Genomic DNA, 21,476 nt, shown 5'->3' on the forward strand with positions numbered 1-21,476 from the left:
CTGATCCTGTTTGGATTGCAGCGCAGCCCTGCGCTCAGCCTGCGCCGTCGTGTCCGGCGAGCAGTTCGGTGAACGGCGCGGACCGGCCCAGCGTGTTCCCGGAGCGGCGTGGGCGGTGGCCGTCGTCGGAGAGGAAGCCGCGGACACCGGCGTCCTCGGCGACGATCAGCGCGGCGAACTCCGCGGCCGCGCGGCCGACCCGGTCGACCGTGCCGGGTGCGTTCAGATCCTCGTTCGCGCAGAACACGCCCGTGGTGGCTACGGTGGCGCGCAGGTAGACGAACAGCGGGCGCATCGCGTGATCCAGCATCAGCGAATGCCGGGCGGTGCCGGCGGTGGCCCCGAGCAGCACCGGCATGCCGTTGAGCGCGTCCGGGTCGAGCACGTCGAAGAACATCTTGAACAGGCCGCTGTAGCTCGCGGCCAGCACGGGCGTCACCGCGATGACGCCGTCGGCGGCCGACACCTGCTCCCGGACCGCCGCGACACCGGCGGTCGGCAGACCACCGGTGGTCAGCATGGTCGCCAATTCCACCGCCAGTTCCCGCAATTCGACGACGGTGAGCTCCACCGATTCGCCGCGGGCGGACACCGCCGCGCTGACCGCGGCGCCCAGTTGATCGGCCAGCAGCCGGGTCGAAGACGGCTGGGACAGGCCCGCGGTCAGGATCACGACCTGCCGGGTCACTGTTCGTCCTCGAGTTTCGCCATGGCCGCCGCGCGGCCCGGCTCCACCTGATGGAAGCGGGCCTGCGGGCCCTGCTCGACCATGGTGGCGTGGGTGGGCGGATCGCTGGGCACCCCGGCCGGGCGGCGTGCCTCGAATTCCTTGCGCAGCACCGGGACCACCTCGCGGCCCAGGATCTCGATCTGTTCCAGCACCACACTCAGCGGCAGGCCCGCGTGATCCATCAGGAACAGCTGGCGCTGATAGTCACCGACGTAGTCGGCGAAGCCCAGGGTCCGCTCGATCACCTGCTCCGGCGTGCCGACGGTGAGCGGTGTCAGCTCGGTGAACTCCTCCAGCGACGGGCCGTGCCCGTAGACCGGGGCGTTGTCGAAGTAGGGCCGGAAGAACTCCTTGGCCGTGGCCTCGGTGTCGGCCATGAACACCTGCCCGCCGAGGCCGACGATGGCCTGCTCGGCCGGACCGTGCCCGTAGTACTCGAAGCGTTCCCGGTACAGCCGCACCATCTGCTGGGTGTGCTCCTTGTTCCAGAAGATGTTGTTGTGGAAGAAGCCGTCGCCGTAATAGGCGGCCTGCTCGGCGATCTCGGGGGAGCGGATCGATCCGTGCCATACGAACGGCGGCGTGTCTTCGAGCGGCGCGGGGGTGGACGTGTAGTTCTGCAACGGCGTGCGAAACTTGCCCTGCCAGTTGACGACCGGCTCGCGCCAGAGCTTACGCAGCAGGTGGTAGTTCTCGATGGCCAGCGGGATGCCGTCGCGGATGTCCTTGCCGAACCAGGGATAGACCGGGCCGGTGTTGCCCCGGCCCAGCATCAGATCGACCCGGCCCTGCGCCAGGTGCTGGAGCATGGCGAAATCCTCGGCGATCTTCACCGGATCGTTGGTCGTGATCAGCGTGGTCGCGGTGGACAGCACCAGGTCGTCGGTCTTGGCGGCGATGTAGCCCAGCATGGTGGTGGGCGAGGACGGCACGAACGGCGGATTGTGGTGCTCGCCGGTGGCGAAGACGTCCAGCCCGACCTCTTCGGCCTTGAGCGCGATGGCGACCATGGCCTGGATGCGCTCGGCTTCGGTGGGACCGGCGCCGGTGGTCGGATCGGGGGTGACATCGCCGATCGAGAAGACTCCGAACTGCATCTTCCCTCCTCCTACCTGGTTCGCGGGGACGAGCCGCTCGATCCAGCGTACGGCAAATTTCTGGCACACTTGACTCGGGCACTGGACGGGATCTCCGACGGAGGGAACGGCTATGACGAGCACTTCAGCACACCACCCGGCAGGCGGCGATCGCTACGCCGAAGCGCTGCCCGCCATCCCGCTGGAATCCTGGCGGCCCACCAAGGAGACACTGCACCGATTCGCCCAGGTCATCGGGAAAGTGGCGCTGGCCAAGGGGATTCGGCGCAACCACTGGTGGCATATGACCTATCGGCTGACCGCCCGGGGCTGGACGACGGTCCCGCTCGGCTCGGCCCGCAGCGGCCCGGTCTTCACCTGCGCCTTCGACTTCTTCGACCACGAGTTGCGCATCGCCACCGACCGCGGCGACCAGGCCGTGGTGCCCCTGGTCGGGCAGTCGGTCGCCACGTTCTTCACCGCGTCGCTGGCCGCGCTGCACGATCTGGGCATCGAGGTCAGCCTGGCCAAGCCGCACCCCTACGATCTGCCCGATCAGCACCGGCCGTTCGCCGAGGACACCGAACACGCCGACTACACACCGGATCTCGTGCAGCACGCCTTCCGGGTGCAGAGTCAGGTCGGGCGGGTGCTGGAGGAGTTCAGCGCCACCTTCTCCGGGCAGATCAGCCCGGTGCAGCTGTTCTGGCACACCTTCGACGTCGCGGTGCAGCGATTCTCGAACCGGCACATCGAGATGGACGGCAGCGTCGACCCGGTGACCAGGGAGGCATATTCGCGCGAGGACATCTCCGCGGGATTCTGGTTCGGCGACGACACCATCAGCGCACCCACCTTCTACTCCTACACCGCGCCCGAACCGAAGGGGCTGAGCGACAAGCCGCTCAAACCGGCCGGGGCGCAGTGGATTGCGGCCGGCAGCGGGCACAACGCCTATTACGCCTACGACGCGGCCCGCGCCACCGCCGATCCCGTCGGCTCGGTGCTGGAGTTCTTCCAGTCCGCCTACATCGCCGGTGCGGACCTGGTCGGCTGGCCCGCCCGGGACCTCACCTGCTGGGGCGGGGTCACCGACCCGGTCCGGCGCGCACACGATCCGCGCTGGCCGGAGTGGCCGGTCACCCACACAGGGCGCGGGTGAGCAGTCCGCCCAGGTCGGCGTCGGCGGGTGTGCCGGTGAAGGAGAAGGTGACCGCGCGCCCCGCGGCGGTCGCGCCGGAGACGGCGGTGAAGCCGCGCACGCCGCCGACATGGCCGACGTACCGGCCGCACGGCAGTTCGGTGTAGCCGACGCCGAGCCCGTAGGACATGCCGTCGCCGTTGCCCATGTCGACACCGTCGAGCATCTGGGTGAGCATTGCGGGCGGCACCACCCGCCCGGCCAGCAACGCGGTGTAGAAGCGGTTCAGGTCCGCGCCGGTGCTGACCAGTGCGCCGGAGGTCCACGGCAGCGAGGGCTCGATGCGGGTGCGGTCGGCAGGCGCGCCGTCGACGGTTTCGTAGCCGTTGGGGTGCGGGTCGCGCAGGCCCGTCTCGCCGGTGGCGGGCAGGTAGGTGTGGGTGAGGGCGAGCGGGGTCAGGATCCGGGTGCGCAGTTCCTCGGCGTAACTGTGGCCGGTCACCGCCTCGATCAGCATGCCCGCGACGAGGTAATTGGCGTTGGTGTACTGGAATCGGGCGCCCGGCGCGAACTGTGCGGGGTACCGCAGCACCAGGTCGATTTCCTGCGCGGGGGTGAACGTGCGGCCGGTGCGGGCCGCCTCGTACTCGTCGACCTCCGGGGAGAGTGCCGGTTCGGGCAGTCCGCTGCGGTGCCCGAGCAGCTGGCGGACGGTGATGGCGCGGCCGTCCACGCCGTCGCCGCGCAGCAGGCCGGGCAGATACGTCTCGACCGGCTGATCCAGGCCGATACTGCCCTGGTCGACCAGTTGCAGCACGAGCGCCGCGGTGAAGGTCTTGGTCAGGCTGCCGACCCGCACGTACTGCGGCACGTCCGCGGGCATCGCGCGACCAGCGGCGGCGTCGGCGACCCCGGCCGCCAGTACCGTGTCGGTGCCGTTCTCGCTGAGGGTGGCCAGCGCGCCGACCGCCCCGGCCCGGATCAACCCGTCCAGATCCGCGCGCACTGCCTCCGCCCGCGCGGGCGCTGCGGCGGGCGCGGGCGCGGCCGGACTGCTCGCACACGCCGAGACGAGCAGCGCCGCCGCGACACCGAACGGGACCAGAATTCGTTTACGCATGATCCGACGTTAGGAACCGTTGCTCCACAACCACATCGGACTGCGGTATCGGACGGGCCTCGACCCGGAGTGCTACGCGCGCGGCAGCGACAGCGCCATCCCGAACTCCAGGCGCGGATCCGTCGCCGAGATCGGACCGGCGGCGCCGGTGCGGCGGAAACCGTGCCGGTGATAGAGGCGCTCAGCGGCGGCGTTGCCGTCCGAGACCTCCAATCGCACCAGCGCACAACCGGTACCGGTGGCCCAGTCGAGGACGGCGCGGACCAGCAGGTCCGCGACCCCGGTGCCGCGCGCTTCCGGGGTCACCCACATCGACATCACGTGCGCCGCGGTGCCCTCGACGGCCGCGCCGACCGTGCCGAGGGCGCGCTCCTCGATCAGAGCCAGGAATTGCGTGCGGCCCGACAGCAACTCGCGCCACATCGGCTCGGTGCGGGCCTGTGCTTCGGCGAGGGTGGCGGCGAAGGCGTAGGGGGCTTCGGCCAGGGCGAGCAGGCGGATGGCGCGGAAGCGGGCCCAGTCGTCGGGGGTCAGTTGCTGGATCCGGAGGGCGGCGAGGTCCATCCGACCATGGTCGCTCGAGGTGGACCGGGTGCGAGGTGCACAGCGTGCAGAGTTACACTCGGCGCTCGAAAGGCTCTCAGTGCTGTGGCTCTCGGCTCGGAGCGTCGTCCTGCGCCCGGGTCCCGGGCCTGCCCGACGGGGGTGCCGACAATGGATGAGGTGTTCGAGCATCCCGCACTGTTCTATCGCGGCCCCGCCGAATACGTGCGCGAGACGGTCGGATTCCTGCGGGCCGGGCTGGCCGCCGGTGAGCCCGTGGCGGCCGCGGTGCCGGGCCCGAATCTGGCGCTGATCGAGGCGGGTCTGGGCCGGGACGCGCCGGATGTGCTGCTGCTGGACATGACCGAGGCCGGGCGCAATCCGGGGCGGATCATCGCCAAGGTGCTGCACGGGTTCGCCGACGCGCATCCGGGGCGGCGGGTGCGCATCATCGGCGAGCCGATCTGGGCGGGCCGCACCGCGCTGGAGTATCCCGCGTGCGCGCAGCACGAAGCGCTGATCAACGCCGCCTTCGCGGGCCGGGCGATGACGATCCTGTGCCCCTACGACCAGTCCCGGCTGGCGCCGCGGGTGCTCGCCGACGCGCGAATCACCCACCCCGACATCATGGATGCGGGTCGGCGGGAGGTCAGCGCGGACTACGACTGGCAGGCCGTCGTGGACCGCTACAACGAACCGCTCACCGCGCCGCCGCAGGCCCGCACCTTCGCGTTCGCCGCGCCCGAACTGCGCGCGGTCCGGCACTTCGCGGTCGAGCGGGCCGCCGGGCTGGGGCTGGCGGGTTCCCGATTACAGGACGCGGAGCTGGCCGTCGAGGAACTCGCGGCCAACAGCGTCGTGCACGGCGGCGGCAGCGGCACGTTCGCGATCTGGGCCGAGGCGGGCCAGGTGGTGTGCCAGGTCCGCGACCACGGGACGATGCCCGACCCGCTGGCCGGTCGCCGCCCGGCCGCGCCGGGGCAGCTGGGCGGGCGCGGCCTGCTGCTGGTGCACTACATCGCCGATCTGGTGCGCGTGCACACCAGCGCCGCCGGCACCACGATCCGCTGCTACCTCGATATCGGGAACTAGGCGACCAGGGTCAGCCGCCCCGGACGCCGCCGCGGCTTCTCCGCGAGAGCCTGCTCGCGCAGCTGCTCGAGCGTGCTCGCCAGGATCCGCGAGACCTGCATCTGCGAGCAGCCGATCAGGCGGCCGATCTCGGCCTGGGACCTGTTCTCCCAGAACCGCATGATCAGCACCCGGCGTTCCCGTTCGGGCAGCGCGGCGATCAGCGGGCGCACGGTGATCGAATCCTCGAGCAGGCCGTAGAGCGGCTCGACGGCGCCGAGGCTGTCGCGCAGCGCGGGCGCGGAACCCTCGTCGTCGGAGCGGTGCTGGGAGTCCAGCGATTCGGCGGTGTAGGCGTTGCGGGCGACGAGCGCGCGGGTGACCTCGGTCAGTTCGACGTCGAGTTCGGCGGCGAGCTCGCGGGCGGTGGGCACCCGGCCCAGCCGGTGGGTGAGCGTGTCGGTGGCCGGGCCCAGTCGCTGCTGGATCTCCTGCAGGTTCCGGGGCACGCGCACGGCCCAGCTGTGGTCGCGGAAGTAGCGCCGCACCTCGCCCATGATGGTGGGGATGGCGAAGGAGAGGAACGGCGCGCCCTGGCCGACATCGAAGCGGTCGACCGCGTGTACCAGGCCGAGGCGCGCGATCTGGGTCAGATCCTCGATGTCCTGTCCGCGGTTGGCGAACCGGCGCGCGATATTGGTCGCCAGCGGCAGGCAGCGGTGCACGATCTCCTCGCGCAGCGCGGCGCGGCGCGGGTCGTCGGCGTCCAGGGCCGCCAGCTTCTCGAACCACGGCTCGACGTTGTCGTAGCTGCTACGCGACGACCCGGCGTCGGTCCGTGCTGCCGGCTTGCTCATCTGAACTCCTCGTTCCAACCTGTGCGGGCTCGGTTCTGATACCCGGGCCCGCGGGGCCCAAACGCTGTCGGACAGAAGAAGTTAGGCGTCAGCGATTCACATATGCCGCCAGGCCGCCGAGCTCCTCGCTGGCGATGAAGACCGAGCGCACATTGAGGATGGCCTCCTCGACGTGATCGGGGCAGCCCCAGGCCGAATCGCCCCAGGAATCGGCGATCTTGATCTCGGCGCGCGCGGTGCAGCCCTCGGGACCGCCCAGCCGGCACTGCTCGGGGTGCGGCGCCTCGGCCTGAGCCGAGGCCGCGGCGCGGATGCGGGCGGCGAGTTCGGCGGCGGCCTCGGCGCGCTGTTCGGCTTCCGCGCGCAGTTCGTGCTCGACCCGCAGGGCCCGGGCCAGCTCGTCGCGCGCGGCCGCGGCCTGGGCTTCCGCCGCCGCCTGCGCCTGTTCGATGTGGTGGCGTTCGATGGCCAGCGCCGCCGTTTCCGCGAAGATGGCGGCCATGGCCAGATCGCTGTCGCCCGGCACGCGCGGCTCGCGGTGATACATGGCGAAGGTGCCCAGCAGACCGCCGTCGCGGGCCAGGATCGGCGTCGACCAGCACGCGGCCAGGCCCGCCCGCACGGCCAGTTCCCGGAAATCGTCCCAGAACGGATCGACGCCGATATCGGTGACCACGACCGGCGCGCGCCGATGCGCGGCGGTGCCGCACGAGCCGACGCCCTCGCCGGTGGCGATGCCGTCGATGGCCTCGTTGTAGAACTCGGGCAGGCTGGGTGCGGCGCCGTGCCGCAGATGCCGCCCGTCGGGGTCAGCGAGCAGCACGGACACCAGAACCTGCTGCGGCGAGAGGCTTTCGATGCTGCGGGCCATGCCGTCCAGCACCTCGGTCAGGGGCGCCTGCCGGGCGATCTGCTCGACCAGGGCGCGCTGCTCGGCCAGCAAACGCTGGGCGTGCTTGACCTGGGTGGTCTCCACGCCGATCAGCTGGATGCCGGTCACCGCGCCCGCGGCGTCGCGGCGCGGTTCGAAGCCGAAGTCGAACCAGGCTTCGCGGGCGGGCGCGCCCAGCAGCAGCGGGACGTCGGTGGCGCTCTGCGCACTGCCGGTGCGGTAGGCGTCGTCCAGTGCCGCGATGACACCGGCCGTGGCGAGCGCGGGCACCAGCTCGGCCAGTGGGACCCCGGTGTGCGGCGTAGGCGCGCCGGTCGCCTCGAGGAAGGCCGAGTTCGCCGTCTTCACCAGGTGCGCGGGCCCGGTGAGCGTCGAGAACACGGTGACGGACGGGCCGAACAGCGTGCGAAGTTCGTGCTCCGCTGGATACTTCGCGACGGTCGGCTGCGGGTCGGCCGGCGTTGTCATCGTGCGCCTCTCGTTCGTGGATCTGTGCCTGAGCACCCGCACCTCGACGAGGCGCCACCTTGCTGGAGAACCGTACCGGCTGCGGGGCGGGTTCCGAATCACAGGGCGGCCCGGCCGGACGCGACGATCGTCACGCGGAAAAGCAGGTGTGGATCGACGCCGACGGGTAACTCGTCCGGTATGCGCAATCCATTAGCCCGAGTTGCTCGCCGTCTGGCTCAGCGTCCGTGGGTCATGCGCACCGCACCCGCGGTGGTGCGCCTGGAATGCGGTGTGCGCCGGATCAGTAAGGGACGCAAGGGGATCCTGGACGTGGCCGGGTTGCCGTCGGTGCAGGTGACGGTGCCCGGGCGCAAGACCGGCGTGCCGCGCACGACCTCCCTGCTCGCGGTGCCCGAAGGTGACCGGTTCCTGGTCCTCGGATCCAATTGGGGGCGGGCGAAACACCCGGTGTGGTCGGCGAATCTGCGCGCGGCGGAGCAGGCGCGGGTCTGCTACCGCGGCGACTGCGCCCCGGCGGCGGTCACCGAGGTCACCGGGGCGGAGCGGCAGCGTGCCTGGGATCGGGCCGTGGCGTTCTGGCCCGGCTACCGGATGGAGTCGGAGCTGGCGGGTGGGCGCCGGTTCCGGATCTTCGAATTGCGGCCCAGCTGAGGGCTATTCGCCGGCCGTGTCGCGCCAGTCGCCGTGTGACCAGAACTCGGGTGTGATGCCCAGGCTCTCGAGCCAGGACTTCTCGCCCTGGTGCACGATGGATGCGGCGTTGGCGGCGAGCAGTTCCAGCACGTCCGTGTCGGGTTTCCCGCCGAGGGCCTGCCGCACGAACGGCACCTTGGCGGCGTCGACGGTGATCGTGTACTCATATTCGCCGCCGCGGCTCAGATGCTGGCCCTCGATGACCAGGGCCCCGGAATCGCGCAGGCTCGCGGTGATGTTCAGGCCGTCTCGACTCCAGAGCGAGACCGAGCGCGCGGTCATGAGCCAAGCGTAGACGGATCTGGCCGCGCCGGCCTACACCTGCCGGTACGCGACCGCCGAAATCCTCGACGACACAGTCGAAACCGCCTGCCGCGCAGCCTCTCCCGACCGAATCAGATCGCAGCGTCCAGGCCGGGAAACGCCCGGACGTAGCCGCGACCGGCCTCGGAGTTCACGGGGCGGCCGACGCGAATGAGCGCGTGCGGGTAGGCGCAGTCGTAGAGCACGCTGTCGCGCACCCCGGAGCGGACCTCCGGCACCTTCATGGTCTGGGTGAGCAGTGCGCCGGCCAGGCCGTTGCGGGTCGCGGTGAGCAGGATCGAGCTGGCGGCGATGCCGGCGCTCAGATGCGCGGCCCGATCGTCGCCGGGGGTGCAGAGCACGAGCAGTTCGGCGGCATCGGGGCGACGGTCCGGGAAGGGGTCGGCGAAAGTGGGTTCGAGCGGGGGCGCGGGCGGCTCGCCGCCCGGGTCGCGCTGGTCGACCCGGTCGCCGACGCCGGCGAGGAACTCGCCGTATTCGTTGCGGGTCTCGGCCGCCGCGCGGTACGCGCCGGCCAGGTCGCGGCGCAGGGTGTCGGGGACGTGCCGCGCGGCCGCCCGGGTGCCGTTGGTGCTGCCGCGGATCGAGCGGATCAGGTTCGGCGGCATCTCCCAGCGGCGGAACCGGTGGTGGTGCTGGGATTTGCGGTGGAAGATCGCGCCCGCCAGGCTGAATTCGTCGCGTGTGGCGGTGTAGGGCGTGAGGTGCAGGATCGCGAGATAGTTCGGGTCGACCGGGTCCGGCAGCCGGGTGATGTCACTGGCCCAGCCGAAGGCGGTGAGCGCCGTGCTCAGATGATGGAGCGCGGCGCCGTTCCCGAGCAGCATCACCCGCCGCAGCGCGGGATCTTCGGTCGCCCGGATCTGGGCTTCGTCCAGCCGGATGTGTAGTGCGGCGCCGTCGAGCCACCAATTCCACGGCAGTATGCCGTTCATCAGTGGTGCTTCACGGGCCATTTCGAGCGCGGCGCGAATGGTTTCTTCCGAAGGCGTGGAGCTGAGCGGCATGGCTTGTGATCCCTGGTGCTGTGGCCGCTGGCCGAAGGGGCCGGTCGCGGCGGCGGAGGCATCGGCCTTGTGTGATCCAAGGCCCAGTCAATCTGAAAAGCCCGTACCTCAAAGATTGAACCAGCTGGTAGAAGGCTTGTCCACCGAGCGATTCACCCGATAGCGCACAATTCGCCGCACATCACGACGTCACAACCGGATCGGTGCGGAAAAAAATTGATTGATCACAGGCCGAGTTTGGTGACCGCATTGTCCTCGAGTGGATTCGCGGTGCGAATGTAATTGTGGACCGTGCGCGGATTGGTCCAGCGGCCCTGGCGCATGATTTCGCGGTCGGACGCGCCGCCCAGCGCGGCCTGGGTGGCGAAACCGGCCCGCAGCGAGTGCCCGGAGAACAGGTCCGGATCCAGCCCGGCGCGGGCGGCATAGCGCTTGACGAGTTCGGCGACCGCGCGCCCGGACATGGCCTCGGCGCCGATGCCGCCGTGCCGGGTGATGGTGGGAAACAGTGGCAGGTCCGGGTTTTCGGTCAAAGCGGTGCCGGTGAAGCCGTGGCAGCGGTGGATCGCGGGGTCGCCCGCCGGTGCCTCGGCGAGCCGCGCGCGGACCCCGGGCGTGCCCGCGTCGTGCTGGATTTCCAGCAGCCGAACCCAATCGGCGAAGGCGCAGACCGGGCAGGTGCGCGGATGCTGACCGCGCGGGAGCGCGACGCGCTGCTCGGCGACGCCGGTCGGGTCGGTCTTGGTGGTCGGCAAATGCACCAGCAGCAGCGGCTCGCCGGTGCCGTGATCGACGTGCACCCGCACGTCGGCCAGGCGTAGCCCGGCGAGTTCGCTGCGGCGCAGCGCGCCGGCGAAGCCGATCAGCAGGGCCAGCGCGTCACGACGGCGTGCGGGGCCGGTGGGCCAGCCCGGTTCGGGCAGCCCGGCCAGCAGCTGGTCCAGGGTGTGCAGCAGCACCGGGCGCTTGCGGGTGGGCGGGGTGCGGCGGGTGCGCCGGATGCCGCGCAAGGTCAGCCGGACGACATCCGAGCGGGTCGGCGAGGGCAGCCCGTTGGCCGCGTGCACCGCGGCGATCGCGGCCGACTTGCGTTCCAGGGTGGCCGGGCCGAAGGCCCAGTCGCCGTTCTCGCGGCGCGCGTCCGCGGCGGCCGCGAGGTACACCGCCACGTCCAGTGCGTCGGCGGGCAGCGCCTGGCGCTGTTCGGCGGCGCACCACCCGGCCCAGGCGATCCAGTCGGTGCGGTAGGCGCGCAACGTGTTCGCCGACTGCGAGGCCTCCAGGTAGCGGCGCAGCGATCCCGCCTGCACGTCGTCGAACCGTTCCCGCACCAGCCGCAACGCCGCCGCGTCCACGAGCACGCTGCGCACGCCGCGGCGCAGCTCGTTGCGCACCAGCTCCGGTACCGCTTCCACCGCACCACCTTTCCGTCCATGGTCGCGGTCCAACCCTAGGCGCTGGACAGCTCCTTCGATAGGAACGCCAGCACCGTCAGCCAGGTCCAGCCGGCGACGATCGCGATCCGCTGCCAGAGACCGCCGGTGTCCACCAGGTTCGGCGCCTGCGCGAATCCGCTGCCCGCCACCATGAACGCCACACCGAACACCAGGCCCGAGGCCAGCGAATACCCCAGCCACAGCCAGCCTCGATCGCCCGCGAACACGACACACGCGGCCGTGAGACCGATCAGCACCAGGACCGAGAACACGTTGTGCAGCGTGCTGTGCAGGGTGGTGTCCGCGGGCGGCGGCACGCCCGGGGGATACCCGCTGACCGGATCGGTGTCGAACAGCGCCAGCCCCAGCAGCCCGATGGCCCACAGCCCCACCAGGATCGCGATGACGAGACGGCCCGCCCGCCACAGCCCGGCCGCGAAGACCAGTCCGAGTACGCCGCAGCCGCCGAAGACGACATCGGCCGTCCAGCCCCATGGCCCGAGCGACAACGCGCTCACCGGATGCCGCACCGGGTTGTATCCGTCCCGCACCGCGCCCAGGATCAGGAACGCGACGAGGAACAGCGGCCCCATGAGGAGGCCGCACCAGCGGCTCACCTTCGTCATGCCGTCAACTATGAGATCGTGAGCCCGGAAGGTGTTGCGGATCGGCGAGTTCCGGCGCGAACGGCCGTCGCGGTCACTCGGGCAGGCCCGCCAGGCGGGCGCTGTCGGCCCACAGGGTGGCGGCCAGTTTGTCGTCGCGGGCGAGTACGGACGGCTCGGTCCACGCCAGCTTTCCGCGCCGCAGCGCCGCGTAGGTGTGGCCCTCCGGCGGCGGTTCGAGCCGGAAGACGAGGTCGGCCAAGGCGTTTCCGGCGGCGTGGCGGGTGTTGCGGGTGGGGCTGAGCCGGCGGACCGGCGCGCCCACCGGGGTGCCCAGCACCTTCCAGGCGACGCGCAGCGGGAGCGCCAGATCCTTGGCCAGGCCCGTGCCGAAGACCTGCCCGGGGTCGTAGGCGAGGACGGTGAGTCCGGGGTGGCGTTCGGCCAGCGCGCGTACCGTCAGCACCGCGCACAGCTTGGACGCGGTGTACGCGTGCTGGCCCGCGTCGCTTGGCTTGGTGTCGCGGTCGGGATCGCGTTCGGGGTGGGCCAGCAGTTCGGCGTCGGCGTGCCGGGGCGTGACCAGGCCCGCCCCGGTGGCCGGATCGTGGGTGCCGCTGGTGGTCAGGGTGACGATCGCGTCCGGGGCGAGGGCGGGCAGCAGGGCGCGCAGCAGGAGGTAGTGCGCCAGATGGTTGACCGCGAAGGTGGTCTCCAGGCCGTCCACGGTCCGGCCCTCGGCATCGGGCCGGACCACGCCCGCGTTGAGGATCAGCGCGTCGATCGGGGTCTCGCCCAGTTCGTCCCGCACCGCGGCGGCGAAGCGGCGCACCGAATCCAGCTCTGCCAGATCCAGCGGGAGCACCCCGGCTCCGGCACGCCCGCCCAGCAGGACCCGGGCGCTGCCGCCCTGTAGCCGCTCGGCGGTGATCGCCCCGAATCCCGAAGTGCCGCCGGTCATTACCATGGTGGTCATAGTTGCCCCTTCGGAGCGGGAATCGAACTCCTCTCAAGCTACGCCCGCCGCACCTGCGGATGTCGGTCCCTGTACGAACTGACATGGAATTCGGCCGATCGAGCATCAGCACATCCATGCCCGATGTCGATCAATCGTCCACATCAGCCTCGCAACGGTAGTACCGTCACGAGTGTCGTTATGCGGGAAGGACATCCACTGATGATGGTTCGGCAGATGGCAGCGGTGCTCATGGCGGCGGCGGGAACGGGAGCGCTGGTTCTCGGCGCAGCGCCGGCGCAGGCGGATCCGCTCCCGCAGTGGGCGCCCTTCGGCACCACCCTCTTCAACTTCGGCAACGCGAATTTCTGCGCCGGGTCGATCAATATCGCGGTAGAGGCCGCGCCGCAGCGGCCGGGATTCGTCCGGGCGCATGTGCGGCCGCTGGGCTACCTGAGCGGGCCCTGTGGCAACCAGGTCTCGCTCGGCTGGGTCGGGTCGGCGGGCGCGCGGCATCAGAACGTGTACGTGCACACCGGCGCCGCGCCCGGCGAGGTCGTCACCGTCGACCTGTTCGTCGGCATGGGTCCCGCCAAGATCATGGCCGCCAGCTGGCCGATGCAGGGCACCTTCACCGAGTGGTATCTGCTGGTGCCCTGAGCCGGTGGTTCAGCGCGCGCGGTCGTAGATCATCGCGAGTTCACCCAGTTCGCCCGTGTCCTGCCGGACCAGGCGCCAGCGCGTGGCGGGCAGGCCGTCCTCGAACAGGCGCGCGCCGCCGCCGGCGATCTCCGGCGTGATCATCAGATAGAGCCGATCGAGCAGGTCTGCCGCCAGCAGCGGCCGGATCAGGCTGGAGCTGGTGTTGATCAGGATGTCGCCGCCCGCTTCCGCTTTCAGCTCGGACACGACCTCGGGCACCGAACCCCGCACCAGGCGGGTGCGCTCCCAGGGGGCCTCGGTGAGCGTGTTCGAGAAGACGACCTTCTCGGTGTCGACCAGCCACTTGGCGTACCCGCGGTCGCGCGGATCGGCGTTCTCGTCGGCGGCGACGGTGGGCCAGTAACCGAGGAATCCCTCCGCGTTCGCGCGGCCGAGCACCGCGGTGGTGGCGTTCTCCCAGAGCCGGGTCATGTGTTCGCGGGCTACCTCGCCGGTGGCGTAGCGCACGATCGCGCCCAGGTCGTTCGGGCCGGCGGGCCCGCTGTAGCGGCCGTCGAGGGTCAGGTTGATATTGGCGGTGACGAGACGGGTCATGGCTGTGCACTACCTTTCCGGGTAGGTCGTAGGGGCGGGTCGTAAGGTCGCTGTGGCCCAGGGAAACCGGGCGTGGTTTTCATCGCTGTGCGTTCTTTTCGATCGCGGCGTGTAAGTTGTCGAGAACTTGGCCCCAGCCGGTGTCGATGCCGGCGATGTAGGGGACCGCCGCGACGGTCGTTTCGGTGATGGACAGGCTCAGGCGCAGGTGGGTGCCGCCCTGGGCGGCGGCGAGTGACAGCGCGTAGTGGGCGGTGAACGAGATCGCGCCGGCGTCGTCGAGGACGGAGAGATCGAATTCCAGGCGCTCGGGCCGGGCGGCGGCGCGCACGGTGCCCTCGGAGCGGTAGTGCTGCCCTTCGGCGTCGCGGTAATCCAGCACGACGCGTCCGCCGGGCCGGGGCTCGATCCCGCAGGCGGTGATCATCATCGGGGCTGGAGCCCACCAGGATTCGAGCAGCGCCGGGTCGGACCAGTACCGCCAGACCAGCTCGGGTGCGGCGGGCAGCGCCCGGTCGAAGTCGAAGGCGCGGCCGTCGGCCCAGCGTTCGCGGTCGGCGCGGGCCGTCTCGGCGTCGATCGCGGCGCGGTAGCGGGCTACGGCATCGCGCTCACCCGCGGTGGCCTGGATGGCTTCGAGCAGCTGATCCAATGTCTGCCGTAATTCCCGCAGCGGCTCGGCCTCGACGGCGTACACCCGACGCTGGCCGAGCGGGAACACGGTGACCAGGCCCGCACGCGCGAGGGTCTGCAAATGCTTGGTGGTCTGGGGCTGCCGCAGCCCGGTCAGCTCGGCCAACTCACCGACCGAGCGGGGCCGTTCGGTGAGGAGCTCGACGATGCGCCACCGTGCGCTGTCGCCGAGGGCTGCTGCGATCCGGTCCATGGCCAGAAGTATTCACTACGGTGAATATTCAAGTCAAGGAATATCTTTGGAAGCGACCGCGGCCCCGCACCGATTCGGTGCGGGGCCGCAGATACAGAGGCTCGTCAGGCGACGACGGAACGTGGTGGCACGCCGACGTATTCGCTCAGCGGGCGGATCAGGGCGTTCGATTCGCCCTGCTCGATGATGTGGGCGGTCCAGCCGGTGATGCGGCTCATCACGAAGATCGGGGTGAACGCCTCGATGTCGAAGCCGAGCAGGTAATAGGCCGGGCCCGTGGGGAAATCGAGGTTGGGCTTGATGCCGGTGGCCTCGTTCATGGTCTTTTCGAGGATCTCGTACATCTGCACCCACTTGCCGCCGTCGGTCACGGCGGCGACGTCCAGGAAGGCCTGCTTCATGGTCGGCACCCGGGAATCACCGTTCTTGTAGACCCGGTGGCCGAAGCCCATCACCTTTTCCTTCTTGGCCAGCTTGTTGCGCATCCACTCCTCGGCCAGGGCGGGATCGCCGATCTCGAGCATGTCGTGCATGACCGCCTCGTTCGCGCCACCGTGCAGCGGACCCTTGAGCGCGCCGATCGCGGCGGTGACCGCACTGTAGATATCGGACAGCGTGGAGGTGACCACGCGGGCGGCGAAGGTGGAGGCGTTGAAGCTGTGCTCGGCGTAGAGGATCAGCGACACCTCGAACGCTTTGACCAACTCCGGAGCCGGGACCTTCCCGAAGCACATGTTCAGGAAGTTCTCCGCGAAACCCAGGTGCGAATGCGGCGCGATCGGGTCCAGGCCGTGGCGGCGGCGGTGATCGGCCGCCACGATGGTGGGCAGCACGGCCATCATGCGCAACGCCTTGGCGCGGTTGGCCTTCGGCGAGTTGTCGTCCTCGAGCGGATCCTCGGCGCCGAGGTAGCTGATCGCCGTGCGCACCACGTCCATCGGATGGCAGTTCTCGGGCAGCTTGGCGACCAGCGACAGCAGCGAGCGATCCACGCGGCGGGCGGCGCGCTCCTGTTGCAGGAAGTGCGCCAGCTGGGTGTGATCGGGCAATTCGCCGTACCAGAGCAGGTAGGCGACCTGCTCGAAGCCGCATTTCGCCGCCAAGTCCTGCACCGCGTAGCCGCGGTAGGTCAGGGAGTTGGTTTCCGGCACCACCTTCGAGATCGAGGTGGTGTCGACGACGACACCGGCGAGACCTTTGTAGATGGCCGCGGTCTCGGTCATCACTGGTTCCTTCCCAGAGTGAAATTGAAGATGTCGGAATCGAATTCGTTGTAGCGCTCGTACTGCAGCAGCTCGTAGAGGCGGCTGCGATGCTGCATCTGGTTTAAAAGCCCTGCTTGCGTGCCCTGCTCGAAGATCTCGCGCAGGCCCACCTCAGCCGCATGCATCGCCAACCGCAGTGTGGACACCGGATAGATCACGGCGTTGTACCCGATCGACTCCAGCGTCTTCGCCGACAGCAGTTCGGACTTGCCGAACTCGGTCATGTTGGCCAGCAAAGGAATCGAGACCGCCGCCCGGAACTTCTCGAAGTCGGCCGGAGTGTGCAGCGCCTCGGTGAAGATCAGGTCCGCGCCCGCGTCGGCATAGGCTTTCGCGCGGTCGATGGCGGCGTCGATACCCTCGATCCCCGCCGCGTCGGTGCGGGCGCAGATCACGAAGTTCGGATCCCGCCGCGCGGCGACTGCGGCGCGCAGACGGCGCACCATCTCCTCGGCGGGGACCACGGCCTTGCCGTCGAGATGACCGCAGCGCTTGGGGTTGACTTGGTCCTCGAGGTGCAGGCCCGCGATCCCGGCATCTTCCATGACCGTGACGGTGCGGGCCGCGCTCATCGGCTCACCGAAACCGGTGTCGGCATCGATGAGCACCGGCAACTCGGTCACCCGGGCGATCTGCTGGCCTCTACCCGACACCTCGGTCAGGGTCGTCAGGCCGATATCGGGCAGACCCAGATCCGCCGAGAGCACCGCGCCGGAGACATAGACGCCCTCGAAGCCGATCTCCTGAATCAGCTTCGCCACCAACGGATTGAACGCACCCGGAAAACGCTGGATCTGGCCGGAGGCCAGGCCGGCTTTGAACGCCGCGCGCTTGTCGGCGGCGGAGTTGGCCGCCGCGAGCAGCCCGCCCATCAGAACAGCCCCTGCGGGGACTTGGGCGCGCGGGCGAGCACGTCGGCGGAGACGGTGAACGTGAGCTCCGACAGCTCCTGCGCCGACAGCTCGCCCGCGCGCTGGACCACCTCGAGGAAGCGGTCCTGCTCGGAGGATTCGATGACACCCTCGGCCAGGGTGCGGAACTTCGCGATGTACTGCTCGCGCGCGAACGGGCGCGCGCCCAGCGGATGCGCATCGGCGACCGCCAGCTCGTCGGTGATGACCTCGCCGCTCTTCAGCGTGACCTCCGCGCGCGCGCCGAAAGCCTTCTCGTTCGGGTCGGTGGAGTGGTAGCGCCGCGTCCACTCCGCGTCCTCGGCGGTGGAGATCTTGTTCCACAACTCGATCGTGTCGGGGCGCTGGGCGCGCTCGGGAGCGTAGGAACGCTCGTGATGCCAGGCGCCGTCCTGCAACGCGACCGCGAAGATGTACATGATCGAGTGGTCCAGGGTCTCCCGCGACGCCTGGGGGTCGAACTTCTGCGGATCGCCCGAGCCGGTGCCGATCACGTAGTGGGTGTGGTGGCTGGTGTGCAGCACGATCGAGGCGATCTGGCTCAGGTCGCCGATGCGCTCGCGCAGGCGGAACGCCAGATCGATGGGGGCCTGGCTCTGGTATTCGGCCGAGTGCTCCTTGGTGTAGGTGTCGAGAATGCCGCGCTTGGCCTCACCCGGACCGGGCAGCGGCACCGTGTATTCCGCCTTCGGGCCGCCGAGCAGCCAGGCGATCACGCCGTCCTCGCCCTCCCAGATCGGCGACGGCGCGCCCTCCCCGCGCATCGCCCGGTCCACCGCCTCGACGGCCATCTTTCCGGCGAAGGCGGGCGCGTAGGCCTTCCAGCTGGATATTTCGCCCTTACGGGACTGCCGGGTGGCGGTCGTCGTGTGCAGCGCCTGGCCGATGGCCTGGTAGATGGTCTCGGTGTCCAGGCCGAGCAACGTGCCGATGCCCGCGGCGGCCGAGGGGCCCAGGTGGGCGACGTGATCGATCTTGTGCTCGTGCAGGCAGATTCCGCGCACCAGGTCGACCTGGATCTCGTAACCGGTGGCCAGGCCGCGGATCAGGTCGCGCCCGGAGCGGCCGGTGTGCTGGGCGACGGCCAGGATCGCGGGGATGTTGTCGCCGGGATGCGAGTACTCGGCGGCCAGGAACGTGTCGTGGAAGTCGAGTTCGCGGACCGCGACGCCGTTGGCCCACGCCGCCCACTCCGGGGAGAAGCGTCCCTCGACACCGAAGACGGTCGCGCCCGGGGTGTAGGGGTGGGTCTGTGCCTGGGCGCGGGCGTTGGTGACCGGGCGGCGGGTGAGCGAGGCGGCGGCGACGGCCGCGTTGTCGATGATCCGGTTGACGATCATCTCCTCGGTCTCCGGGGCAACCGCCACCGGATCGGCCGCGACCTCGGCGATGCGCCACGCGAGATGCTGCTCGCGGGGGAAGTGCTCCGCGGATCGATGGGTGCGGACGAGATGATTCTGCACGGTCGGTGCCCTCCCAGGCGTCGGTGTCGGCGGTACATTTCGCACGCTACACACGCGGATTGCCGCCGGAAACACCCCGCAAATGCCTATTTTTGTGGAAGCCGGCCTGTGATTTTGTGAAAGTTGTGTAAGTCAGAGTTGCTAGATTGGCCGGGTGCAGAAGATGTATGCGGGAGCGCGCCTGCGGGCGCTGCGCGACCAGCGCGGTCTGTCCCAGTCCGCGCTGGCCAAGGCGCTCGAGCTATCGGTGAGCTACATCAACCAGCTGGAACACGACCAGCGCCCGCTGACGGTGCCGGTGCTGCTGCGCCTGAACGCCCGCTTCGATCTGGATATGGGATTCTTCGCCGCCGACACCGACGCCCGGCTCATCGCCGACCTGCAGGACGTCTTCGCCGAGGACCCCGAAGGCGCGAGCATCACCACCGCCGAGATGGACGACCTGGTGGCCCGCGTCCCGGCGGCCGCGCGGCTGCTGGTCGGACTGCATCGCCGCCTGCGCGGCGCCACCGAGCAGATGGAACGGGTGGCGGCCGGAATCGACGGAGCCGTCACCGAATCCGGCGCGGCCATGCCCTACGAGGATGTCCGCGACTACTTCTACGATCGGCGCAACCACATCCCCGAACTCGACCTCGCGGCCGAGGACCTGTTCGCGCGCAACGGCTTGAGCCTGGGCGGGCTGGACCTGCAACTGACCCGGCTGCTGCGCGAACAGCACGGCATCGCTGTGGCGATCCGCACCGACGACCCTGATCACCCGGGGCCCAAGCGCGTCTACGACCCGGACGCGCAGGTGCTGACCCTCGCCCGGCGGCTCAGCGCCGGACAGCGCGCATTCCAGCTGGCCACGCAGCTGGCGTTCCTGACCCAGGGGCCGGTCGTCGCCGCGCTGATCGAACAGGCCGAGACCATGCCGGAGCACGCGCGCGGGCTGCTGCGCATCGGCCTCGCCCACTATTTCGCCGGTGCGCTGATCCTGCCCTACACCCAGTTCCGGGACGCGGCCGAAACCCTGCGCTACGACATCGAACTGCTCGCCGCCAAGTTCGAGGTCGGCTTCGAGACGGTCTGTCACCGGCTGTCCACGCTGCAGCGGCCCGGCAAGCGCGGGGTGCCGTTCTTCTTCGTGCGCACCGACCGCGCCGGGAACATCTCGAAGCGGCAGTCCGCCACCGCTTTCCACTTCTCCCGCGTCGGCGGCAGTTGCCCGCTGTGGGTGGTGCACGACGCCTTCGCCACGCCCGGCAGCATCCGCACCCAGATCGCGCAGATGCCCGACGGGCGCAACTACCTGTGGCTGGCGCGCACCACCGACGAGAAGACGCCCGGATATCTCGCGCCGAAACGGGATTTCGCCATCGGGCTGGGCTGCGACCTGGCCTACGCCGACAAACTCGTGTACTCGCACGGCCTGCCGGTCGACGACCCGCGCACCGCGGTGCCGATCGGGGCGGGCTGCAAAGTCTGTGAGCGCACCGGCTGCGCACAGCGCGCCTTCCCGCAGCTGGGCCGGCCGATCCGGGTCGACGACAACAGCTCCCTCAATATCCCCTACGTGCCGTCGTAGCGGGTGACGGCGATCGCCGATTCGCTCAGGCTGCCCAGGTACAGCACGCCGTCCCGTTCGGCGACGCCGGTCACCATGGCGTAGTCGGTGCCCTCGCGTTGCAGGTCGTGGATCAGGGCGCCGTCGAAGTCGAAGGCCTGCACCCACACCGTGCGCCCCGGCTTGGGTTGCAGACGATCCGGAATCGCCCAGACCAGCTGCCGCAGCACCGGCGGCAGCGGAAGCAGCGTGTCCAGCAGCGGATTTCGCGGCGACACCAGCGCCACCCAGACCAGGCCGTCGCTGCCCAGGCTCATATTGTCCGGGAAGGCGGGCAGGTTCTCGGCGAACAGGTCGTGCGTGCCCGCCTTCGGCCCGGACAGCCAGAAGCGGGTGATCCGGTAGCCGCCGGTCTCGGCCACCAGCACACACGAGCGGTCCGGGGCGAGCACGACGCCGTTCGCGAACTTCAATCCGTCGACCAGGGTTTCGACCGTTTTATCCGGCGCGCGGCGCAACAGGCGACCGGTCTCGGAATGCTCGACCATGTCGCCCATGTATTCCCCGAGCTTCCAGCGCCGGGTGGACTCGGAGAAATAGACGGTGTCCCCATCGCCGACGACATTGCTGGCGAAGTTCAGCGCGACGCCCTCGACCGCGCCGACCAGTTGCTCGAGCTGCCCACCCGGCCGGTCCAGCCGTAGCAGCCCGCGCTCGGCGTCGCAGATCAGCAGCGACCCGTCGGGCTCGGCGTGCAGGCCGAGCGGTCGCCCACCGGTATGCGCGATCTCCTCGACCACGCCGTCGGCCGGATCGACCGCGACGACCGCGCCGTTCGCAAGCCCCGCGATCACCCTGCCGTCAGGCGCGAGCACCACATCCTCCGGGCCCTCGCCAGGCACCTCGAGCCGCGTCAGCGGCGGCATCGGTGGCGTGCTGTGGTTTTCGTGCGCGCGTGCCGTCGCCTTGGGCGGCGTCCAGCGCCGGGGCTGCATCCTCATCGGTCCATCTAATACCGCAACGGCGCCCCGGGTCAGCCGAGTGGTGCGGACTGCGACGCATAGGGCACGAACGGCTCGGTCGGGTTGGCGCGTCCGGCCCCCAGCACGCGGAGCGCGCGACACCGGGCGCAGCGTTTGCCATCGAGCTCCTCGGGTGTTCGGCACCGCCCTCACCGCGCCGCTCGCAGACGTGTTCGGCAGCTGCCGTCGCGCCGCTCGCAGC

The 21,476-nt window shown here is 70.1% G+C and carries 22 protein-coding genes; 5 read left to right on the forward strand and 17 right to left on the reverse strand.

The window, feature by feature from the left end; genetic code table 11:
* Nucleotides 1-34 precede the first annotated feature (34 nt).
* On the reverse strand, nucleotides 35-688 hold the full coding sequence (locus tag AB0I43_RS33055; RefSeq protein WP_356981371.1) for a CE1759 family FMN reductase: 654 nt from the start codon (nucleotides 686-688) through the stop codon (nucleotides 35-37).
* A complete protein-coding gene (locus tag AB0I43_RS33060; protein WP_356981372.1) occupies nucleotides 685-1,827 on the reverse strand; it encodes an LLM class flavin-dependent oxidoreductase in 1,143 nt (380 codons plus the stop codon). Before AB0I43_RS33060 ends, AB0I43_RS33055 begins: the two co-directional genes overlap by 4 nt.
* A 112-nt stretch (nucleotides 1,828-1,939) precedes the next feature.
* Here AB0I43_RS33060 and AB0I43_RS33065 point away from each other — a divergent pair, with 112 nt between their 5' ends.
* A complete protein-coding gene (locus tag AB0I43_RS33065) occupies nucleotides 1,940-2,968 on the forward strand; it encodes a DUF5996 family protein (protein WP_356981373.1) in 1,029 nt (342 codons plus the stop codon).
* Here the strand turns inward: AB0I43_RS33065 and AB0I43_RS33070 are convergent.
* Both AB0I43_RS33070 and AB0I43_RS33075 read right to left on the reverse strand, forming a co-directional pair.
* Nucleotides 2,946-4,067 (reverse strand): serine hydrolase domain-containing protein, encoded by a 1,122-nt coding sequence (locus tag AB0I43_RS33070; RefSeq protein WP_356981374.1) that lies wholly within the window; start codon nucleotides 4,065-4,067, stop codon nucleotides 2,946-2,948. The two genes, AB0I43_RS33065 and AB0I43_RS33070, sit on opposite strands and share 23 nt — an antisense overlap.
* A gap of 72 nt (nucleotides 4,068-4,139) precedes the next feature.
* Nucleotides 4,140-4,631 (reverse strand): GNAT family N-acetyltransferase, encoded by a 492-nt coding sequence (locus AB0I43_RS33075; RefSeq protein ID WP_356981375.1) that lies wholly within the window; start codon nucleotides 4,629-4,631, stop codon nucleotides 4,140-4,142.
* 150 nt (nucleotides 4,632-4,781) lie between these two features.
* Here AB0I43_RS33075 and AB0I43_RS33080 point away from each other — a divergent pair, with 150 nt between their 5' ends.
* Nucleotides 4,782-5,702, forward strand: coding sequence for a sensor histidine kinase (locus AB0I43_RS33080; protein WP_356981376.1), 921 nt, complete (start codon nucleotides 4,782-4,784; stop codon nucleotides 5,700-5,702).
* On the opposite strand, the gene AB0I43_RS33085 is transcribed toward AB0I43_RS33080, so the two are convergent.
* Nucleotides 5,699-6,538 carry a SigB/SigF/SigG family RNA polymerase sigma factor gene (locus tag AB0I43_RS33085; protein ID WP_356981377.1) on the reverse strand — a complete coding sequence of 280 codons (840 nt, stop codon included), beginning with the start codon at nucleotides 6,536-6,538 and terminating at the stop codon, nucleotides 5,699-5,701. The two genes, AB0I43_RS33080 and AB0I43_RS33085, sit on opposite strands and share 4 nt — an antisense overlap.
* 88 nt (nucleotides 6,539-6,626) lie before the next feature.
* Complete coding sequence (locus tag AB0I43_RS33090; protein ID WP_356981378.1) at nucleotides 6,627-7,898, reverse strand: GAF domain-containing protein; 1,272 nt, start codon at nucleotides 7,896-7,898, stop codon at nucleotides 6,627-6,629.
* Nucleotides 7,899-8,132: 234 nt separating this feature from the next.
* Here AB0I43_RS33090 and AB0I43_RS33095 point away from each other — a divergent pair, with 234 nt between their 5' ends.
* Nucleotides 8,133-8,552 carry a nitroreductase family deazaflavin-dependent oxidoreductase gene (locus AB0I43_RS33095; protein ID WP_356981379.1) on the forward strand — a complete coding sequence of 140 codons (420 nt, stop codon included), beginning with the start codon at nucleotides 8,133-8,135 and terminating at the stop codon, nucleotides 8,550-8,552.
* 3 nt (nucleotides 8,553-8,555) lie between these two features.
* Here the strand turns inward: AB0I43_RS33095 and AB0I43_RS33100 are convergent, their stop codons facing one another.
* The 5 genes from AB0I43_RS33100 to AB0I43_RS33120 all read right to left on the reverse strand — a co-directional run bounded on the left by AB0I43_RS33100 (nucleotide 8,556) and on the right by AB0I43_RS33120 (nucleotide 12,942).
* Nucleotides 8,556-8,876: a hypothetical protein gene (locus tag AB0I43_RS33100; protein ID WP_356981380.1), complete on the reverse strand. Its 321-nt coding sequence runs from the start codon at nucleotides 8,874-8,876 to the stop codon at nucleotides 8,556-8,558.
* A 113-nt stretch (nucleotides 8,877-8,989) separates the two neighbouring features.
* A complete protein-coding gene (locus tag AB0I43_RS33105; RefSeq protein ID WP_356981381.1) occupies nucleotides 8,990-9,853 on the reverse strand; it encodes a hypothetical protein in 864 nt (287 codons plus the stop codon).
* Nucleotides 9,854-10,149: 296 nt separating this feature from the next.
* Nucleotides 10,150-11,340 carry a site-specific integrase gene (locus AB0I43_RS33110; protein WP_356981382.1) on the reverse strand — a complete coding sequence of 397 codons (1,191 nt, stop codon included), beginning with the start codon at nucleotides 11,338-11,340 and terminating at the stop codon, nucleotides 10,150-10,152.
* Between the two features lie 35 nt (nucleotides 11,341-11,375).
* The gene (locus AB0I43_RS33115; RefSeq protein ID WP_356981383.1) at nucleotides 11,376-11,987 is read right to left on the reverse strand and encodes a DUF998 domain-containing protein; all 612 of its coding nucleotides are present in this window, start codon (nucleotides 11,985-11,987) and stop codon (nucleotides 11,376-11,378) included.
* Between the two features lie 73 nt (nucleotides 11,988-12,060).
* Complete coding sequence (locus tag AB0I43_RS33120) at nucleotides 12,061-12,942, reverse strand: SDR family NAD(P)-dependent oxidoreductase (RefSeq protein ID WP_356981384.1); 882 nt, start codon at nucleotides 12,940-12,942, stop codon at nucleotides 12,061-12,063.
* Between the two features lie 201 nt (nucleotides 12,943-13,143).
* Between AB0I43_RS33120 and AB0I43_RS33125 the strand changes: the two genes are divergently transcribed.
* Entirely contained in the window at nucleotides 13,144-13,581 is a 438-nt protein-coding gene (locus AB0I43_RS33125) for a hypothetical protein (protein WP_356981385.1), read from the forward strand.
* 9 nt (nucleotides 13,582-13,590) lie between these two features.
* Here the strand turns inward: AB0I43_RS33125 and AB0I43_RS33130 are convergent, their stop codons facing one another.
* The 5 genes from AB0I43_RS33130 to prpD form a co-directional block, all read right to left on the reverse strand.
* Complete coding sequence (locus AB0I43_RS33130) at nucleotides 13,591-14,178, reverse strand: dihydrofolate reductase family protein (protein ID WP_356981386.1); 588 nt, start codon at nucleotides 14,176-14,178, stop codon at nucleotides 13,591-13,593.
* A 79-nt stretch (nucleotides 14,179-14,257) separates the two neighbouring features.
* Complete coding sequence (locus AB0I43_RS33135) at nucleotides 14,258-15,064, reverse strand: metalloregulator ArsR/SmtB family transcription factor (protein WP_356981387.1); 807 nt, start codon at nucleotides 15,062-15,064, stop codon at nucleotides 14,258-14,260.
* A 104-nt stretch (nucleotides 15,065-15,168) separates the two neighbouring features.
* Nucleotides 15,169-16,287: a bifunctional 2-methylcitrate synthase/citrate synthase gene (locus AB0I43_RS33140; RefSeq protein WP_356981388.1), complete on the reverse strand. Its 1,119-nt coding sequence runs from the start codon at nucleotides 16,285-16,287 to the stop codon at nucleotides 15,169-15,171.
* Nucleotides 16,287-17,201 (reverse strand): methylisocitrate lyase, encoded by a 915-nt coding sequence (prpB, locus tag AB0I43_RS33145; protein WP_356981389.1) that lies wholly within the window; start codon nucleotides 17,199-17,201, stop codon nucleotides 16,287-16,289. Before prpB ends, AB0I43_RS33140 begins: the two co-directional genes overlap by 1 nt.
* Nucleotides 17,201-18,703, reverse strand: coding sequence for a 2-methylcitrate dehydratase PrpD (gene prpD, locus AB0I43_RS33150; RefSeq protein ID WP_356981390.1), 1,503 nt, complete (start codon nucleotides 18,701-18,703; stop codon nucleotides 17,201-17,203). Before prpD ends, prpB begins: the two co-directional genes overlap by 1 nt.
* Before the next feature lie 154 nt (nucleotides 18,704-18,857).
* Between prpD and AB0I43_RS33155 the strand changes: the two genes are divergently transcribed.
* Nucleotides 18,858-20,273 carry a short-chain fatty acyl-CoA regulator family protein gene (locus AB0I43_RS33155; protein ID WP_356981391.1) on the forward strand — a complete coding sequence of 472 codons (1,416 nt, stop codon included), beginning with the start codon at nucleotides 18,858-18,860 and terminating at the stop codon, nucleotides 20,271-20,273.
* Here the strand turns inward: AB0I43_RS33155 and AB0I43_RS33160 are convergent.
* Nucleotides 20,258-21,253: an SMP-30/gluconolactonase/LRE family protein gene (locus AB0I43_RS33160; RefSeq protein ID WP_356981392.1), complete on the reverse strand. Its 996-nt coding sequence runs from the start codon at nucleotides 21,251-21,253 to the stop codon at nucleotides 20,258-20,260. The two genes, AB0I43_RS33155 and AB0I43_RS33160, sit on opposite strands and share 16 nt — an antisense overlap.
* Between the last annotated feature and the right edge of the window lie 223 nt (nucleotides 21,254-21,476).

The sequence above is a fragment of the Nocardia sp. NPDC050435 genome (assembly GCF_040655395.1).
In the GTDB taxonomy this organism is placed as follows: Bacteria; Actinomycetota; Actinomycetes; order Mycobacteriales; family Mycobacteriaceae; genus Nocardia.

Excerpts from the sequence above, each read along its gene's own strand:
- AB0I43_RS33130 (WP_356981386.1), bottom strand. The coding sequence starts at position 14,178 with ATGACCCGTCTCGTCACCGCCAATATCAACCTGACCCTCGACGGCCGC.
- AB0I43_RS33115 (WP_356981383.1), bottom strand. The coding sequence starts at position 11,987 with ATGACGAAGGTGAGCCGCTGGTGCGGCCTCCTCATGGGGCCGCTGTTC.
- AB0I43_RS33065 (WP_356981373.1), top strand. The coding sequence starts at position 1,940 with ATGACGAGCACTTCAGCACACCACCCGGCAGGCGGCGATCGCTACGCC.
- AB0I43_RS33060 (WP_356981372.1), bottom strand. The coding sequence starts at position 1,827 with ATGCAGTTCGGAGTCTTCTCGATCGGCGATGTCACCCCCGATCCGACC.
- AB0I43_RS33140 (WP_356981388.1), bottom strand. The coding sequence starts at position 16,287 with ATGACCGAGACCGCGGCCATCTACAAAGGTCTCGCCGGTGTCGTCGTC.
- AB0I43_RS33085 (WP_356981377.1), bottom strand. The coding sequence starts at position 6,538 with ATGAGCAAGCCGGCAGCACGGACCGACGCCGGGTCGTCGCGTAGCAGC.
- AB0I43_RS33160 (WP_356981392.1), bottom strand. The coding sequence starts at position 21,253 with ATGAGGATGCAGCCCCGGCGCTGGACGCCGCCCAAGGCGACGGCACGC.
- AB0I43_RS33105 (WP_356981381.1), bottom strand. The coding sequence starts at position 9,853 with ATGAACGGCATACTGCCGTGGAATTGGTGGCTCGACGGCGCCGCACTA.
- AB0I43_RS33075 (WP_356981375.1), bottom strand. The coding sequence starts at position 4,631 with ATGGACCTCGCCGCCCTCCGGATCCAGCAACTGACCCCCGACGACTGG.
- AB0I43_RS33125 (WP_356981385.1), top strand. The coding sequence starts at position 13,144 with ATGATGGTTCGGCAGATGGCAGCGGTGCTCATGGCGGCGGCGGGAACG.
- AB0I43_RS33135 (WP_356981387.1), bottom strand. The coding sequence starts at position 15,064 with ATGGACCGGATCGCAGCAGCCCTCGGCGACAGCGCACGGTGGCGCATC.
- AB0I43_RS33070 (WP_356981374.1), bottom strand. The coding sequence starts at position 4,067 with ATGCGTAAACGAATTCTGGTCCCGTTCGGTGTCGCGGCGGCGCTGCTC.
- AB0I43_RS33090 (WP_356981378.1), bottom strand. The coding sequence starts at position 7,898 with ATGACAACGCCGGCCGACCCGCAGCCGACCGTCGCGAAGTATCCAGCG.
- AB0I43_RS33120 (WP_356981384.1), bottom strand. The coding sequence starts at position 12,942 with ATGACCACCATGGTAATGACCGGCGGCACTTCGGGATTCGGGGCGATC.
- AB0I43_RS33095 (WP_356981379.1), top strand. The coding sequence starts at position 8,133 with ATGCGCACCGCACCCGCGGTGGTGCGCCTGGAATGCGGTGTGCGCCGG.
- prpB (WP_356981389.1), bottom strand. The coding sequence starts at position 17,201 with ATGGGCGGGCTGCTCGCGGCGGCCAACTCCGCCGCCGACAAGCGCGCG.
- AB0I43_RS33100 (WP_356981380.1), bottom strand. The coding sequence starts at position 8,876 with ATGACCGCGCGCTCGGTCTCGCTCTGGAGTCGAGACGGCCTGAACATC.
- AB0I43_RS33080 (WP_356981376.1), top strand. The coding sequence starts at position 4,782 with ATGGATGAGGTGTTCGAGCATCCCGCACTGTTCTATCGCGGCCCCGCC.